Consider the following 16,338-nt stretch of genomic DNA (forward strand, 5'->3'; position numbering starts at 1 on the left):
ACCGTCCCTCAGGAGCCGGACTCCGGCCCCGGGGTGACGCCCTTCTTCGCCGGTTCCACGAGCGAGAGCGGATCGGCGATGTCCTCCAGCGACTTCCCGGCCGCACTGACGCCGAAGACACCGCACACGACCCCGCCGAACATCATGATCGCGGCACCGAGCACGTACCCCCAGAACAGCGGACCGCGGTCGCCCGACTCCGCGCTCGCACCGATCAGCGCGCCGTAGAGCACCGGAGCGACCGCGCCGACGAGCTGCCCGATGGAGAACACGTAGGAGATCACCTGGCTGCGCAGCTCGAGCGGGAAGATCTCGCTCACGGTCAAGTACGCGGCGGACGCACCGGCCGAGGCGAAGAAGAACGACGCGCACCAGAACGCCGTGTGCGTGCCCGCGTTCAGCACACCCGCGTTGAAGAGGAAGGCGCTGACGAGCAGGATCAGCCCCGCGAGCACATAGGTGCCGAACAGCATCCGCCGACGACCCCACGTGTCGAAGAAGTGGCCGAGGATGAGGGCGCCCGCGAGGTTGCCGACCGCGAAGACGATGAAGTACTGCGATGCGGACGCCGGCGGGGTGTCGTAGAAGTTCTCCAGCACGAGCGCGTAGGTGAAGAAGATCGCGTTGTAGAGGAAGGACTGCGTCACCATCATCGTGATGCCGACGAGGGTGCGCCGCGGGTACTTCTTGAACAGCACCTTCGCGATCACGAGGAGCGGGACGCTGCCGTACTCCTTGACCGTGATGGCCTTGCTCTCGTCCACGGGCTCGATCGACTTGCCCTCCTTGCGGATGCGCTCCTCGATCTCGTCGACGTTGCGCTCGGCCTCCTCCTCGCGGCCGTGCGTCATCTGCCAGCGGGGGCTCTCCGGGATGTGCCGCCGCAGCCAGATGATGAGGATCCCGAGGATCGGACCGACGAAGAAGCTCAGCCGCCAGCCGATGTCGGCGGGGAGGAGGTCGGTGTTGAGGAAGAACATGTTGGCCACGGCGCCGAGCGCCGCACCGCCCCAGTAGGTGCCGTTGATGGCGATGTCGACGCGGCCGCGGTACTTCGCGGGGATGATCTCGTCGATGGCCGAGTTGATGGCCGCGTACTCGCCGCCGATGCCCGCCCCGGCGACGAAGCGCCAGATGTAGAAGAACCAGGGGGCGAACGCGAGACCGGCGACGGCCGACCCGACGAGGTACACCCCGAGCGAGAGCAGGAAGAGGTTCTTGCGGCCGAGGCGGTCGGCGAGGCGGCCGAACACGAGGGCGCCGAACACCTGGCCGAGCAGGTAGCAGGTGCCGGCGAGCCCGACCTCGGCCGGGCCCATCCCCAGCGTCTGCGCGTAGCCGTTGGCCGCGACGATCTGCACCTCGAGGCCGTCGAGGATCCAGGAGAACCCGAGTCCGACGACGATCATCCAGTGGAAGCGCGACCAGGGGAGCCGGTCCATGCGCGCGGGGACGAGCGACCGGACCTCCTTGACGGTGACGTCGGACGCGGACATGGGGCCTCCTTCTCGCGGGACATGCTTTCGTCCCGGATCCGGTTTACTCCTCCCGGAAATCCGCCGCATCCGCTTGACCCGGGGGCCGTCGGCACGCTACTGCTCCGAATCGCGCGAATGGCTCCATCCCGCGGTGAGATGGAGCCATTCAGGCGATTCGAACGGAGAGGTCAGCCGGCCACGTGCCGCTCGTCGGGGCCGTCGTAGTGGGACAGCGGACGGATCAGGGCGTTCGCGCCGGCCTGCTCGATGACGTGGGCCGTCCATCCCGTCACCCGCGCCGCGACGAACAGCGGCGTGAAGGTGAGCGTGTCGAAGCCGATGAGGCTGTACGCGGGACCGGACGGGTAGTCGAGGTTCGGGTGGATGCCCTTGCGCTCGACGAACTGCGACTCCAGCGCGTCGTACAGCTCGGCGACGTCCTCCCGGCCGTAGTGCGCGACGAGGGTGTCGAGCGCGGCTTTCATGGTCGGCACCCGTGAGTCGCCGTTCTTGTAGACGCGGTGTCCGAAGCCCATGATCTTGCGCTTCTCCGCGAGAGCCTTGTCGAGCCAGGCCTCGACGGCATCCGCCGATCCGATCTCCTTGAAGATGTGCAGCACGGCCTCGTTCGCCCCGCCGTGCAGCGGGCCCTTGAGCGCACCGATGGCCCCGACCACAGCCGAGTAGATGTCACTGAGGGTCGAGGTGATGACCCGGGCCGTGAAGGTCGAGGCGTTGAAGGAGTGCTCGGCGTAGAGGATCATCGACCGGTTGAAGGCGTCGACCACGACCGGGTCGGCCTCCTCACCGAACGTCATCCAGAGGAAGTTCGCCGAGTAGTCGAGGTCGTCGCGCGGAGGGATGAGCTCCTGGCCACGACGGCGACGCTGACCGTAGGCGACGATGGCCGGCAGCGCCGCGAACAGGCGGATGCTGCGCGCCAGGTTCTGCTCCGGGCTGCCACCGGCGTCGAGCACCGAGCCGCCGGCCTCGGGGTCCGATGCGCCGATCAGGCTGACCGCGGTGCGCACCTCGTCCATCGGATGCGCCTCGAGCGGCACGAGATCGATCGCTGCCTTGACGTTGTCGGCCAGGGCGCGGTGCTTGCGCTCCTCCAGCCGGAACGCGGCCAGCTCGTCGCCCGTCGGCAGCTCGCCGTTCCACAGCAGGTACGCCACCGCCTCGAAGGACTGCGTGTCGGCGAGCTCCTGCACGGGATAGCCGCGGTAGAGCAGGCTGTTCGTCTCGGGGTTGACCTTCGAGATCGCGGTCGTGTCGACGACGACGCCCGCGAGGCCCTTCTTGATGTCCGGCTCGGTCATGGTCACTCCTTCGTAACGGTGAAGTTGAAGACGCCGGAGTCGAAACGGTTGTACGACTCGTAGTCGATCAGCTCGTAGAGGTCGGCGCGGTGCTGCATCTCGCCGAGCTTCGAGGTCAGGTGCCCCTCGTCGTTCAGCGTATCCAGTGCGCGGCCCGCGGCCCCCATCGAGATGCGCAGCAGCGACACCGGCCAGATGACCATGCGCACCCCGGCATCGCGGAGACTGTCGACGGAGAACAGCTCGCTCTTGCCGAACTCGGTCATGTTCGCGAGGATCGGCACGTCCAGCGCCGCGGCCATGGCCTCGAACTCGCCGATCGTGCGCATCGCCTCGGGGAAGATCGCATCGGCTCCCGCGTCGACGAGCGCCTGGGCCCGGTCGATCGCCGCGTCCAGCCCCTCGATCGCCCGGATGTCGGTGCGCGCCATGATCAGGAAGTTCTCGTCACGGCGGGCGTCGGCGGCTGCGCGGATGCGCTTGATCGCGGTGTCCTCGTCGACCACGGCCTTGCCGTCGAGGTGGCCGCAGCGCTTGGGGTTGACCTGGTCCTCGATGTGCGTTCCCGCGAGGCCGGCGTCCTCGAGCTCCTGGATCGTGCGGGCGACGTTCATCGGCTCGCCGAAGCCGGTGTCGGCGTCGACGATCGCGGGGAGGTCGGTCATCCGGGCGATCTGCTTCGCCCGCCCGGCGACCTCGGTGAGCGTGGTGAGGCCGATGTCGGGCAGGCCGAGGTCGGCGGAGAGCACGGCGCCCGAGATGTAGACACCCTCGAACCCCTTCTGCTCGATCAGTCGGGCGCTCAGCGGGTTGAACGCGCCGGGGAAGCGGAGCAGCTCCCCGGAGGCGAGCCGTTCCCGGAACAGGCGCCGCTTCTCGGCCGGCGTCGTGGTGGAGTACAGCATCAGTTGCTCCCCTTCGATCGGTGTTCACAACTCAGGAGACCGGCGGGGGAAAGAGCCGTGTAGGCGGTCAGCCGACGCGTTCCGCGCCGATTCTCCTGAGTTATGAACGGCGTGGGCATCAGAACAGACCGGCGGGCGCCGCGGCGTCGTCGAGCAGACCCGGCTTCGCGACGATCGAGAGCTCGGCGACCTCGGCGGCCGTGAGCTCGGGCAGGCGCTGCACGAGCTCCAGGAACCGCTCGATCTCAGCGGCCTCGAGCACGGGCTCCGCGAGCAGGCGGAACTTGGCGATGTAGTTCTCCCGTGCGAACGGTCGGGCACCGAGCGGGTGGGCGTCGGCGACGGCGATCTCGTCCACCACGGTCGAACCGTCGGTGAGGCGGATCTCGACGCGGCCGCCGAAAGCCTTCTCGTCCGGGTCCTCCGAGTGGTAGCGGCGCGTCCACTCCGCGTCCTCGGCCGTGGTGATCTTGTGCCACAGGGCGACGGTGTCGGGGCGGCCTGCGCGCTCCGGCGTGTAGGAGTCGACGTGGTGCCAGCCGCCGTCCTGCAGCGCCACCGCGAAGATATACGGGATCGAGTGGTCGAGCGTCTCGCGGGACGCCGTCGGGTCGTACTTCTGCGGGTCGTTCGCACCCGAGCCGATCACGTAGTGCGTGTGGTGGCTGGTGTGCAGCACGATCGAGGCGATGTTCGCGGGGTCACGGAGGGCCGGGTTCGCCGTGCCGAGCTTGCGGGCGAGGTCGATCCACGCCTGCGCCTGGTACTCCGCGGAGTGCTCCTTCGTGTAGGAGTCGAGGATCGCGCGCTTGGGCTCGCCCGCAGCGGGCAGCGGCACCTCATAGGCGGCGTCCTTGCCGTCAAGCATCCAGGCGATCACGCCGTCCTCCCCTTCGTAGATCGGCGCGGGGCTCGTCTGTCCGCGCATCGCCCGGTCGACCGCCTCGACGGCCATCTTGCCGGCGAAGGCCGGGGCGTGCGCCTTCCACGTGGAGATCTCGCCCTTGCGGCTCTGCCGGGTGGCGGTCGTGGTGTGCAGCGCCTGGCCGACCGCCTGGTAGATCGTGTCGACGTCGAGGCCGAGGAGGGTGCCGATGCCGGCGGCGGCGGACGGGCCGAGGTGCGCGACGTGGTCGATCTTGTGCTTGTGCAGGCAGATCGCGCGCACCAGGTCCATCTGGATCTCGTAGCCGGTGGCGATGCCGCGCACGAGCGCGCTGCCGTCCTTGCCGGTGTGCTGCGCGACCGCGAGGATCGGCGGGATGTTGTCGCCCGGGTGCGAGTACTCGGCGGCGAGGAACGTGTCGTGGTAGTCGAGCTCGCGCACGGCCACGCCGTTCGCCCAGGCCGCCCACTCCGGGCTGGTGCGGCGGTCGAGCGGTGTTCCGAAGAGGTTGGCGCCGGCACCACCGGTGGACACGGGGTGGCTGAACGCCTGCGCGCGGGCTGCGACGATCGGCGCACGGGTGAGGGAGGCCGCGGCGACGGACGCGTTGTCGATGATGCGGTTGATGATCATGTCGACGACGGGCTGCTCGACCTCGACCTGGTCGACCGCGACCTCGGCGATCTTCCAGGCGAGCTGGTCCTCACGGACGAGGTTCTCGGAGCTGGCGTGCACGCGGACGTGGTGGGTGACGGTCATGAGTGTCCTTCGCTGTCGGGGAGGGAGTCGAGGATGCCGGTGAGCGCGTTGTGCAGGTGCACATGCGTGGCATGGGCGGCGAGGTCGCCGTCGCGGGCGGCGAGCGCCTCGGCGATCGTGCGGTGCTCGGCCGCGGAGGCGGCGAGCCGCGCGGGCTTGTCACGGGCCATGCGCCGCACGCGCACGAGGTGGGTGCGGACGGTGCGCAGCGCCGCGGCGATGTAGTCGTTGGCGACGGCGTCGTCGAGGGCCGCATCGAACCGCGCGATCAGCGCGTAGTAGGCGTCGCGGCCCTCCGCCCTGGTGAGATCCACGTGCGCGAACTCCGCGGCGAGCGCGGCGAACCGGTCGGCGTCGCCCCGGACGGCCGCGAGGCGGGCGGAGGTCTCCTCCAGCGCGCGGCGGATCTCGAACAGGGACCGGATGTCGTCGGCGTCGAGGTCGGCGACCACGGTGACGCGGGGCGACTGCTGCACGACCAGACCGTCGGCGGCCAGACGACGCAGCGCCTCCCGCAGCGGCGTCCGGCTCACGCCGAGGCGCTCGGCCTGCTCCACCTCGCCGAGCACGAAACCGGCCGGCAGCTCCCCGGACTGGATGCCGTCCAGGAGCGCCGCATAGGCGCGATCACCCATGGACGTGCGCTCGACCGGGAGGACCATATCGCCAGTGTATACATAAGTGGTCCCCAGCAGGCCACCCGTCTTATTCAGGCGGTGCATTCGTATACATAGTCTCCGCTCAGCCGTTCCCCCATCCGGGCACAGCTTCGGAGATCGCCGGGGACACGCCGCACGGCGGGGCCGCGGGGCGGCGTGCCGGCCCTGGAGTCCGAAGTCGTGCCCGCGGGACGCCGCTCAGGAGGCGGGGCGGGGCTCGCCAAGCTTCACCACGACCACACCGGCGAGCACGAGCACGCCACCGACGGCCTGCAGCGGACCGGGGAGCTGGCCGAGCAGGAGCCAGCCGAAGAGGAGGGCGGCCACGACCTCGGCGAGCGCGACGAACGAGGCGAGCCGCGAGCCGAGCATCCGTGTCGAGACGATGCCGAGCACGTACGCGAGGGCCGTCGCGATCACGCCGATCGCGAGGACCGGCACGAACCACGGCACCGCGCCGAAGCGGTAGTCGACGTCGGAGGTCGTCCACGCGAAGGGCAGCACCCCGACGAGCGCGGCGAGACTCAGGCCGACGGCGCCGAGCAGCAACCCGCTCCCCGCGAGCGCGATCGGCGGTATGCCGGTGTCGGCCCGGGCGGACAGCACGAAGTAGCTCGCGGCCCCCACCATCGCACCGAGCGCCCAGAGGACACCGACGACATTCACCTGCGCGCCGGTGACGATGTCGAGCATGAGGACGAGCCCGACGAAGGCGATGCCGGCACCGAGGACGCTGGGCCGCGTGGGACGCTCTCCCCGACGCAGCCAGAGCCAGACGAGCACCGCGACCGGGGCGGTGTACTCGATGAGCAGAGCGATCCCGACGTCCATCACCGCGACAGCCTGGAAGTAGCAGAGCTGGGTGGCTGCGACGGCGAGCAGGCCATAGGCGGCGACCATCCCCGCGTTCTGCCGGAGCGCACGCCACCGTCCCCGCAGCGCGAGAAGAGTGGGGACGAGCAGCACGAGCGCCGCGACCCACACCCGCACGGTGACGGCGGCACCCGGCGTCCACCCCGCATCGATGAGTCCGCGCGCCCAGGCCCCGGAGGACCCGAACGCGAAAGCGGCGGCGATCGCGAGCGGGAGCCCGAGCCGCACGCCGGCCCGGGTCCGGACGGCGTCATCAGCCACAGCGCTCATGGGAGATGACGCTACGCCGACGGGAGTAAGCTGTCAACATGGTCTTCACCGATGACACCGAGGACGCACTCCGAGCGGCGGTCTGGCTCGCGAATTCGGCGGAAGAGCCGGACACCCTCGTGGATATCGACGACGAGAAGACCTTCCTCCAGGTGTTCCCGTACACGGGACGGGTCGACAGGGACGCGGTGGAGCTCGACGACCTCCGCGCTCTGCGCCCGCGGCTCCGTGCCATGCTGCTGGCTCCGCGCGACGAGATGGCCGCGCACGTGAACGCCGCTCTCGCGGAGGTGCGTCTGACCCCGCGGCTCGTCCGTCACGACGAGCTGGACTGGCACCTGCACGGCCTGGCCGACGAGCGTCCGCTCGCGGAACGTGTGCTCGTGGAGACGGCGATGGCCCTGATCGACGTCATCCGCACGGACGAGGGATCGCGGCTCACCGTCTGCGCGGACGAGACCTGCCAGGCGATCGCGCTCGACCTCTCCCGCAACCGCTCCAAACGGTACTGCTCCACGAGCTGCGCCAACCGCAACGCCGTGGCGGCCTATCGCGCCCGGCGCGCCGCCGGCTGACCCCGTCGCCCGCCACGCACGGAGGCCGCCCTCTCCGAGCGGGATCTGATGCTGCCCGCCCTTCACAAACGATTATCGATTAGTGTAATGTCGCGAGCGGCCCTCCCTCATGCATCAGGAAAGGATCAACGATGATCAAGGCCCGAGTCCTCCCCCTCGCCGGCATCGCGGCGGTATCCGCCCTCGCCATCGCCGGCTGCTCGACCACCCCCGGTGACGACGGCGGCGATGCCGGCGGCGACGTCACCGTCCGCATGCTCGTGAACGTCACCCCGAACCTGACCGAGGAGTTCTGGAACGACCTCGTCGCCCCGTTCGAGGACGCCAACCCGAACATCGACGTCGTCATCCAGAACCCGGGTGCCGAGGGGGTCGAAGCCGCCGTGCCGCGTCTGCTGGCCGCCGGTGACGCTCCCGACGTCGTGCAGTCCATCGCCCCGACGACCAAGCTCGCTCCCGAGCTCGTCGACCTCTCGCAGTACGAATGGGCGTCGTCCGGTCCGCTCGCCGACCAGTACTCGATCGACGGCAAGAACTACATGGCCGGCATCGGCGTGCAGCTGCAGAGCCTCTTCTTCTACAACAAGACCGCCTTCGAGGAGGCCGGGATCACGGAGCTGCCGACGACCGTCGACGAGCTCACGGACGCCCTCGGGAAGCTCAAGGACGCAGGGTGGACCCCCGTCCAGACCGGCGGCGACTGGATGACCAGCCACACGCTGCAGGCGCTCGGACTGCCGACCATCATCGCCGACGACCCGGAGTGGTTCCAGGACATCTCGGCGGGCGACGTCACGTTCAGCGAGACCTACGGCGACGCGGTCGAGACCTACGCGGACTGGGTGTCCGAGGGGTACATCCCCGGCGACGCCCTGGGCATCAAGTACCCGGATGCCGAGCAGGCCTTCCTCTCCGGCAAGACCGCGGTGTACTCGATGGGCAGCTGGTTCGCCGGCACCCAGGCGAAGGCGACGGACTCGGCCGACATCGGCGTCTTCCGCGCCCCCGCGATGAGCGCCGACGAGCAGCCCGCGATGGGCGCCAACATCGCCAGCCCCTACTCGATCCTCAAGGCGAGCAAGAACCAGGATGCCGCGGCGAAGCTCATCGAGTTCCTCACCACCGACCAGACCGCGGTGAGCGACCAGCTCGCTGTCGACGGCAACTTCCGCGACGGCTACGAGTACGACATGACGCCGCTCGGCGAGGAGCTGCTGCAGATCGTCGCCGACACCCCCGCCGAGGCCTACACGCCCACCGGCGGTGGCTACGGCGAGCGCACCCTCCCCGACGGTTACGCGGGCGAGATCAACACCCAGACCCAGGCCCTCCTCGGCGGCGCGCCCGCCGACCAGGTGCTGCAGGCCATGGACGACTGGTTCGCCGCGAACGCCGGCTGACCCTCGAGGAGCCGGGGACACATCGTCCCCGGCTCCTCCCCGGCGCTGCTCCAGCGCCCTCCCCGCTTACGCGCCACCGAGAACGAGAGTGCCGCCATGACTCCGCCCACCACGACCGCGCCGCCTCCGGCCGCGGCCACCGCCCCGACAGGACCATCGACGCCGATGACCTCACCCGCCCCGCGCCGCCGCACCGCGCTGCAGCAGTGGCGGAACCGGATCCCCGGCATCCTCATGGGAGGCCCGGCGGTCGCCGTGTTCCTGGCGATGTTCGTCATACCGATGATCCTCGCGGCGGTGCTCAGCTTCACCGACTGGAACGGGTACAGCCTCAACTTCACCTTCGTCGGCTGGGACAACTACATCAAGGCGTTCCGCAGCCCGCGCTCGACGCAGGCCGCGATCTTCACGGGGATCATCGCCGTGGTGGGCACGATCCTCTGCAACGCCATCGGCCTCGCGATCGCCACCCTCATCGCCGGCCCCGGCCGCTCGAACACGATCCTGCGGACGATCTTCTTCTACCCGTACGTGATCAGCGCCCTCATCATCGGCTTCCTGTGGTCGGCGATGCTCTCCCCCACCGGCGCGGTCAACGGCCTGCTCGGCACCCTCGGCCTTCCCGCGATGCCGTTCCTCACCGATCCCACCTTCGCCAAGGCGAGCGTGATCTTCACGATCGTGTGGTCGCACTTCGGCTTCAACATGATCCTGTTCCTCGCCGGCATCAAGTCGGTCCCGGCGGAGTACTACGAGGCGGCGACGGTGGACGGCGCCTCGCGGTGGCAGCAGTTCCGCTCCATCACGCTGCCGCTCATCGCCCCCGTCTTCACCGTGAACCTCGTGCTCACGCTCGTCGGGCTCCTCAAGGCGTATGACGTGGTGCTGTCGCTCACCGACGGCGGGCCTGCCGGCTCGACGCAGACCATCGTCTACCAGATCCTCAAGGACTCCTTCGCGAACTCGGCCCTCGGCTTCGGCGCCGCGCAGTCCATGATCCTCCTCATCGTCACCGCGGTCGTCGGCCTCGCCGTCACCCTGGTGCGACGCCGCGCCGAGCAGAAGGCGACCGACTGATGAAGCAGACCCGCAACCGCCCGGCCCTCGCCGTCAGCGCGATCCGGTGGATCGTCCTCGGCGTCGTCGCGATCACGATGCTGATCCCGATGTACACGATGCTGATCAACGCCTTCAAACCGCAGGCCGACATCATCGAGAACCCCCTGCTGATCACTCCGCAGATGTTCACGTTCGACTACCTGTGGGCCGCGATCACGAGCAGCAAGTTCAACGTGATCGCCGCGTACGGCATCACGCTGCTGTTCGTGGTGCTGGTGAATCTGTGCTGCATCGCCCTCGCCGCGCCCGTCGCCTACGTGATCGCGCGCGGACGGTCGAAGTGGCACCTGGGACTCCTGCTGCTCTTCGTCTCCGGGCTCTTCATCCCGGGCCAGGTGACGCTGATCCCTGTGGTCTTCGTGCTGCGGGTGCTCGGGCTCATCAACACGATCCCCGGGTTCATCCTCTTCGAGACCGCGGCGACCCTGCCGGTGACGATCTTCCTGTTCACCGCCTACCTCCGTAGCGTGCCCCGCGACATCGACGAGGCGGCGTCCCTGGACGGCGCCGGTCCCATCCGCGCATTCTGGGCGTGCATCTTCCCGATCATGAAGCCCGTGGTCGCGACGGTCGTGGTGCTCAACTCGATCGGGGTGTGGAACGACTTCGTGAGTCCGCAGATCATCCTCGGGCCGAGCTCCGGGATCTACACCGTGACCACCGGGGTGTATGCGGCGGTCGGACAGTTCTCCACCGACTACACGCAGGTGTTCCCGACCCTCCTGCTGGCCGTGCTGCCCGCGATGGTGTTCTTCATCGTGATGCAGCGCCACATCATCGGCGGCCTGGTCGCCGGAGCGACGAAGGGATGACCGTGCCGGAGACCCCGCTCACCCGTCCGTTGCGCACGATCCCGGCATGGGCCGTGCTGCAGCGCCGGCTCTTCGCCGAGGTCGAGGAGGCCCGCCGCCTCTTCCGCGACCGCTACACGCTGCCGGACGGCCGACTCCGCGGCGTCGCCGAGTTCATCGACCGCGACGGCGTGGACGACCTGTACGAGCCGTTCTTCAACTGGCCCGCGTTCTACCTGCTCGGCGGCCCCGACGAGGTCCTCGCCGACGCCAAGCGGCACTGGGAGGGCGTGACCGTGCAGCTGGCCGAGGTGGGCATGCTCGCCGAGGAGTACGACAACGGCTACGACTGGTTCCACCAGGGCGAGTCGCTGCTCTTCCTCGCCGGCATCTGCGCCGCCGACCCGGCCGACACCGCGTTCGCCGCGCGCGCCGCCCGGTTCGCGGCCCTCTTCACCGACCCCGCGAAGGGCAACTACGACGCCGAGCGCAACATGATCCGCTCACCGCACAATGGTGCCCTCGGGGCCCGCGAGGGGCTCGACGAGAAGATCGTGCCGTACACGGCCGACCGGGACGAGATGCGCCCCTACGGCCTGCCGCTGCACGGTGTGGACGGGATCGCCTCGTGGGAAGACCTCGCCGATCCCGCGCACGCCCAGCGCATGGCGGAGGAGATGCAGCGCCGCGCGGCCGGTGACATCGCCGTGAACCTCGCCGCGACCTCCCTCGCCGCGAACCGCTGGCTCTACGACGGCCACGAGGAGGCGGCCGCGTGGATCCGCCGGTACGTCGACGGCTGGCGCGCGCGGGCGGACGGCGGGCTGCTCCCCGACAACGTCGGCCCGGACGGCACCGTCGGCTCCCTCCACGACGGCCGCTGGTGGGGCGGGCACTACGGCTGGGCCTGGCCGCACGGGCTGCACTCGGTCGGCATGAGCGCCCTGATCGGTGCCCTCAACCACGCGCTCGTCACAGGCGACGACGCCGCCCTCGACCTCGTGCGCACGATGCTCGACACCGTGCTCGCCGAGGCGCGCACGGGCAGCGTCGCCGAGTCCACCTACAGCCTGCGCGGCGGATGGATGGCCCGGCTCGGTGCCGCCGCCACCGAGCCGGGACTGCTCGTCCCCTACCGTCACGGCGCGGACGGCTGGTTCGACTACGGTCCGCTGCAACTCGACCTCCCTCTGTGGCTCTGGTGGTGGTCGCGACGGGCGTCTGACCGGGAGCGGCTGGAGACGGCGATCGCCGGTCTCCCCGACTCCACCGACCTCGTCGCGCCGTTCCGCGACAAGGAGGAGGCGGGCCACGAGGCCGGCTGGTTCGCGTATCTCTCCGGCGACCTTCCGGACTACCCGGTGCGGGCATTGGAGATGGCGCTCGGCCAGGTGGCGCGCCGTGCCGCGATGATGCTCGCCGACGACCGCGACCCCGACGCCGCGCACCTGCACTTCTGGCAGCGCGTGAACCCCGTCGTGACCGAGGTGCTGACCCAGCTCGTCGGCGGGGCTCCACAGGTGCTCTACAACGGCGGACTCGGTTTCACGGCTCTGCGCTACGAGGATGTGGACCGCGCGCGACCCGGGCTCCCGGAGGACGTCGCCGCGCTCGTGCACCGCCTCGACGACCACGGCATCGGCGTGCAGCTCGTGAACACCTCCGCCGTGCACACCCGCACCGTGCGGCTGCGCGGCGGGCGCTTCGGGCTCGACCGGATCGTCCGCGTCACGGCCATCGGCGAAGAGCCCGGCTTCTGGCCCGGCGCCTCGGGCACCTACACGGCCCCGGACGCCCCGCTCGTCACGACGACCCTCGATGTCGACGACGACCTCGTGGTGACCCTGCCCCCGGCGCACACCGCCGACCTCGACCTGACCATCGCGCGTGCGACCGGCTCGCCGCGCCACCTGTTCCCTGAAGGAGACGCATGAGCGCCGATCTGATCCGACCCGACTTCGCCCTTCCCGTGCGGGGTGGGGCCTACGAGCGGCCCTCGCGCGAGGTGGTCGACTCCTTCGACGCGATCTCCTCCGCCACCGCGTGCGCCAAGCTGCACGGGCTCGGGATCCGCCGCAGCTACATCGACGGGCCGGAGCCGCTGAGTCTCGGTCAGCGCGTGGTCGGCTCGGCGCTGACGCTGCAGTTCATGCCGCAGCGCGAGGACATGGCCTCCGGCGACGGTCAGGAGTACGCCGAGCGGCACACCGCCCTGTGGCACGTGCTCGAGGCCGTGCAGCCCGGCGACGTGCTGGTGATCCAGGCCTACGGCAGCCGCTTCTCCGGGTGCATCGGCGACATCCTGGCGCGTTACTTCGCACGCAAGGGCGGGGCGGGGATCGTCGTGGACGGCCGCATCCGCGACGCCGGCCGCATCCGCGAGCTCGGCATCCCGGTGTGGTCGACGGGCACGACCCCGCACTACGCCTCGCAGTCGGAGCTCGTGCCGTGGGCGTACGACGTGCCGGTCGCGGTGGGCGGTGCGCTGTGCATGCCGGGCGACCTCGTGGTCGCCGACGACGACGGCCCCGTCGTGGTGCCGCAGGCGATGGCCCCGCAGGTCGTGGACGACGCGCGCGATCATGAGGAGTGGGAGGTGTTCAGCCGCCGCCGCCTCGACGAGGGCGCGCGCCTGAGCGACTACTACCCGTTGACCCCCGACAGTCGCGAGGAGTACGAGGCATGGCGTTCCGTCCAGAGCTCCGTCCGCTGAACCCCGACGTCGCCGCGCGCGACGACGTCGGACTCGGTTGCGCGCCGATCGGCAACCTCTTCGCCCCCGTGGCGGACGCCGACGCGGTGGCCACCGTGCATGCGGCGCTCGCTCGGGACGTGCGGTTCTTCGACACCGCGCCCCTGTACGGGTCGGGTGAGAGCGAGCGGAAGCTCGGCCTCGCCCTCCGCGGCGTCCCGCGCGACGACTACGTGATCGCGACGAAGGTCGGCCGGGTGCTCGTCGATGCGGACGGCCGGCCGGTCTCGGGAGCCGCGAGCGGGCACGACTCGGTCGTCGATCTCAGCAGGGACGGCGTGCGGAGGAGCCTCGACGGCAGCCTCGCCCGGCTGGGCGTCGATCGCGTGGACGTGCTGCACCTGCACGACCCCCTGGACGTGGAGGCGGCGTTCGCGACAGCACTCCCGGCGCTCGTCGAGCTGCGCGACGAAGGGGTGGTGCGCGCGATCAGTGTGGGCCTCGGGCGGCTCGACCCCCTGGAGCGCTACGTCGCCGAGGCGCCGCTCGACGTGGTGATGGAGGCCGGACGACTCACTCTGCTCGACCGCACCGCCCTGGACCGGCTGCTGCCGACCGCGGCGGCCCGCGGCATCGGGGTGCTCGCGGCCGCCGTGTTCAACTCCGGCATCCTCGTCGACCCGGTCGGCTCGCCGTTCTTCGAGTACAAGCCCGCACTACCGGAGCTCCGGGAGCGGGCGCTGCGGTTGCAGGCCGTATGCGCGACGTACGGCGTGCGGCTCGCGGACGCCGCGGTGCAGTTCCCGCTGCGGCACGGCGCGGACGCCGTGGTCGTCGGGGCGCGGACGCCCGCGGAGGTGGACGCGTTCGTGGACGGCCTCGACGCCGAGCTGCCCGCCGCGCTGTGGGACGCTCTCGACGCGGAGGCCGCGTGATCGCGCGGCGCAGGAGCTGACGTGCGGATCGTCGACGCCCACGTGCACGTCTGGGATGCGGATGCCGTGCCGATCCCGTGGTTCCGCGACGACCTCGGCCTTCCCCGCCACGCCGCGGCCACAGACCTCGCGCAGGAGCTGGCCGACGCCGGCGTCTCCTCCGCCATCGCCGTGCAAGCCGCGGACTCGGTGGCCGAGGCGGAGTGGCTGACGGCGACGGCCGCCCGGGACCCGTACCTGCGGCGCGTGGTGCTGCAGTACTCGCCCGCGCCGGGACGTGCGGCCGGCGCCACGGCGGTCGCGCTCTCCCCCGCCGTGGTCGGCGTGCGCGCCGCGGTGCCGCAGTTCGCCGCTGACCTGTCCGATGTGGACGGCCTCGACGCCCTCGCCGACCACCTGGGCGCGACCGCCCGCACCCTCGAACTGCTCATCCGCCCGGAGCAGCTTCCCGCCGTGGCCGCCCTCTCCCGACGGCACCCCGGCACCGCGATCGTCCTCTGCCACCTCGGCCTCGGCGCCCGGACGGCCGATGCCGCATGGCTCTCCGCCCTCGCCGAGGCCGCGTCGGCTCCCGGGGTGTCGGCGAAGGTGTCCGGGCTCGACCTTGCGGCGCGCGGGGCGGACGAGTCGCAGGAACTGCTGCGCTCCGCATTCACCCTCTTCGGCGCGGACCGGCTGTTGTTCGGCAGCGACTGGCCGATGTCCACGCGGACCACGACCTACGCGGAGGTGCTCGCCGCGACCCGGCGGGCCCTTCCTCCCCTGTCCCCTTCCGAGGCTCGAGCATTCTGGTCCGGCACTGCCGACCGCCTCTACCCCTTCACGGCATAGCCCTCCGTCGCAGATCCTCACCGCGTCGCAGGGACTCTGGTCACCCGTGCGACCCCGGTGCGAAACCGCGACCCCGCGACGGAAGACCCCACCCCGGGACCCTTCCACACCCCCGTCGCGGATCCGCACCGTGTCGCAGGGGCTCCGGCCAGCCGTGCGACCCCGGTGCGAAACTGCGAACTCGCGCGGGGGTCAGTCGAGGAGGGTGCCGGCGGCGTGGGCGCGGAACAGGGAGGACGCGGCCTCTTCATCACCGTCGTCCAGCGTGTCGAGCAGGCCCTTGTGCCAGTCCGCGACCTCGTGCCAGTCCCCCGTGAAGGTGGGGTCACCGAGCACGTGCATGACGCGCAGGCTCGGCTCCAGGAGGTCCCACATGCGGGGGAGGTACACGTTGCCGCTGGCCTCGATCACCGCACGGTGGAAGGTGAAGTCGAGCTCGCGGAACCGGGCGAGGTCCTCCGCCTCGGCCGCCTCGTGCATCTGTGCGATGAGGCCGACGAGCTCGGCCCGGCGAGCCGGGTCGAGCGCTCCGCAGGCCAGCCGTCCGGCCAGCCCCTCCAGCTCGACGCGGGCGACCTTGGCCTGCGCCGCCTCCTCCGCGGAGTAGCTGGCGACGAAGTTGCCCTGATGGCGCACGTGCGACACGAGACCCTCGTGGGCGAGCCGCTTGAGGGCGTCGCGCACGGGCGCCTGGCTCACCTGCATCTGCCGGGCGAGCTGCGACTCCACGAGCTGCTCGCCGGGAGCCAGCGTGGAGTCCTTGATCATCGCCTTGATGAGCGCGTAGATCTGATCAGACAGCAGTCCGCGCTGCAGTCCGGCCGTGCCGAGAGCATCCGTCAT

Annotated in this window: 15 protein-coding genes; 8 read left to right on the plus strand and 7 right to left on the minus strand. The window is 70.5% G+C overall.

The features are described 5' to 3' along the window. Positions 1-8 precede the first annotated feature (8 nt). The 6 genes from RI211_RS15095 to RI211_RS15120 form a co-directional block, all read right to left on the minus strand. Positions 9-1,496, minus strand: coding sequence for an MFS transporter (locus tag RI211_RS15095; RefSeq protein WP_315636302.1), 1,488 nt, complete (start codon positions 1,494-1,496; stop codon positions 9-11). A 170-nt stretch (positions 1,497-1,666) separates the two neighbouring features. Then, the gene (locus tag RI211_RS15100) at positions 1,667-2,800 is read right to left on the minus strand and encodes a bifunctional 2-methylcitrate synthase/citrate synthase (protein ID WP_315636304.1); all 1,134 of its coding nucleotides are present in this window, start codon (positions 2,798-2,800) and stop codon (positions 1,667-1,669) included. A 2-nt stretch (positions 2,801-2,802) separates the two neighbouring features. After that, a complete protein-coding gene (prpB, locus tag RI211_RS15105) occupies positions 2,803-3,705 on the minus strand; it encodes a methylisocitrate lyase (protein WP_187662494.1) in 903 nt (300 codons plus the stop codon). A 118-nt stretch (positions 3,706-3,823) separates the two neighbouring features. Beyond that, entirely contained in the window at positions 3,824-5,350 is a 1,527-nt protein-coding gene (locus tag RI211_RS15110) for an MmgE/PrpD family protein (protein ID WP_315636307.1), read from the minus strand. Next, positions 5,347-6,012: a GntR family transcriptional regulator gene (locus RI211_RS15115; RefSeq protein WP_187662496.1), complete on the minus strand. Its 666-nt coding sequence runs from the start codon at positions 6,010-6,012 to the stop codon at positions 5,347-5,349. Before RI211_RS15115 ends, RI211_RS15110 begins: the two co-directional genes overlap by 4 nt. A 195-nt stretch (positions 6,013-6,207) precedes the next feature. Continuing rightward, positions 6,208-7,152, minus strand: a complete 945-nt coding sequence (locus RI211_RS15120; protein ID WP_315636309.1) for an EamA family transporter — start codon at positions 7,150-7,152, stop codon at positions 6,208-6,210. A gap of 38 nt (positions 7,153-7,190) precedes the next feature. On the opposite strand from RI211_RS15120, the gene RI211_RS15125 reads away from it, so the two are divergent. The 8 genes from RI211_RS15125 (at position 7,191) to RI211_RS15160 (ending at position 15,495) form a co-directional block, all read left to right on the plus strand. Beyond that, on the plus strand, positions 7,191-7,727 hold the full coding sequence (locus RI211_RS15125) for a CGNR zinc finger domain-containing protein (protein WP_210675806.1): 537 nt from the start codon (positions 7,191-7,193) through the stop codon (positions 7,725-7,727). 131 nt (positions 7,728-7,858) lie between these two features. Then, a complete protein-coding gene (locus RI211_RS15130; protein WP_280565958.1) occupies positions 7,859-9,127 on the plus strand; it encodes an ABC transporter substrate-binding protein in 1,269 nt (422 codons plus the stop codon). 96 nt (positions 9,128-9,223) lie between these two features. Then, the gene (locus RI211_RS15135) at positions 9,224-10,204 is read left to right on the plus strand and encodes a carbohydrate ABC transporter permease (RefSeq protein ID WP_315636315.1); all 981 of its coding nucleotides are present in this window, start codon (positions 9,224-9,226) and stop codon (positions 10,202-10,204) included. Then, complete coding sequence (locus RI211_RS15140) at positions 10,204-11,058, plus strand: carbohydrate ABC transporter permease (protein WP_101848193.1); 855 nt, start codon at positions 10,204-10,206, stop codon at positions 11,056-11,058. The genes RI211_RS15135 and RI211_RS15140 overlap by 1 nt, the downstream gene beginning before the upstream one ends. Continuing rightward, positions 11,055-12,971: a DUF8034 domain-containing protein gene (locus RI211_RS15145; RefSeq protein ID WP_315636320.1), complete on the plus strand. Its 1,917-nt coding sequence runs from the start codon at positions 11,055-11,057 to the stop codon at positions 12,969-12,971. Before RI211_RS15140 ends, RI211_RS15145 begins: the two co-directional genes overlap by 4 nt. Next, a complete protein-coding gene (locus RI211_RS15150) occupies positions 12,968-13,750 on the plus strand; it encodes an RraA family protein (protein WP_259953317.1) in 783 nt (260 codons plus the stop codon). The genes RI211_RS15145 and RI211_RS15150 overlap by 4 nt, the downstream gene beginning before the upstream one ends. Further along, the gene (locus RI211_RS15155) at positions 13,720-14,664 is read left to right on the plus strand and encodes an aldo/keto reductase (protein ID WP_315636323.1); all 945 of its coding nucleotides are present in this window, start codon (positions 13,720-13,722) and stop codon (positions 14,662-14,664) included. Before RI211_RS15150 ends, RI211_RS15155 begins: the two co-directional genes overlap by 31 nt. A 21-nt stretch (positions 14,665-14,685) precedes the next feature. After that, a complete protein-coding gene (locus RI211_RS15160; RefSeq protein ID WP_315636325.1) occupies positions 14,686-15,495 on the plus strand; it encodes an amidohydrolase family protein in 810 nt (269 codons plus the stop codon). 192 nt (positions 15,496-15,687) lie between these two features. Here RI211_RS15160 and RI211_RS15165 read toward each other — a convergent pair whose 3' ends face one another. Next, a complete protein-coding gene (locus RI211_RS15165) occupies positions 15,688-16,338 on the minus strand; it encodes a GntR family transcriptional regulator (RefSeq protein ID WP_187662504.1) in 651 nt (216 codons plus the stop codon).

It is taken from the genome of Microbacterium meiriae, assembly GCF_032364335.1.
In the GTDB taxonomy this organism is placed as follows: domain Bacteria; phylum Actinomycetota; class Actinomycetes; order Actinomycetales; family Microbacteriaceae; genus Microbacterium; species Microbacterium meiriae.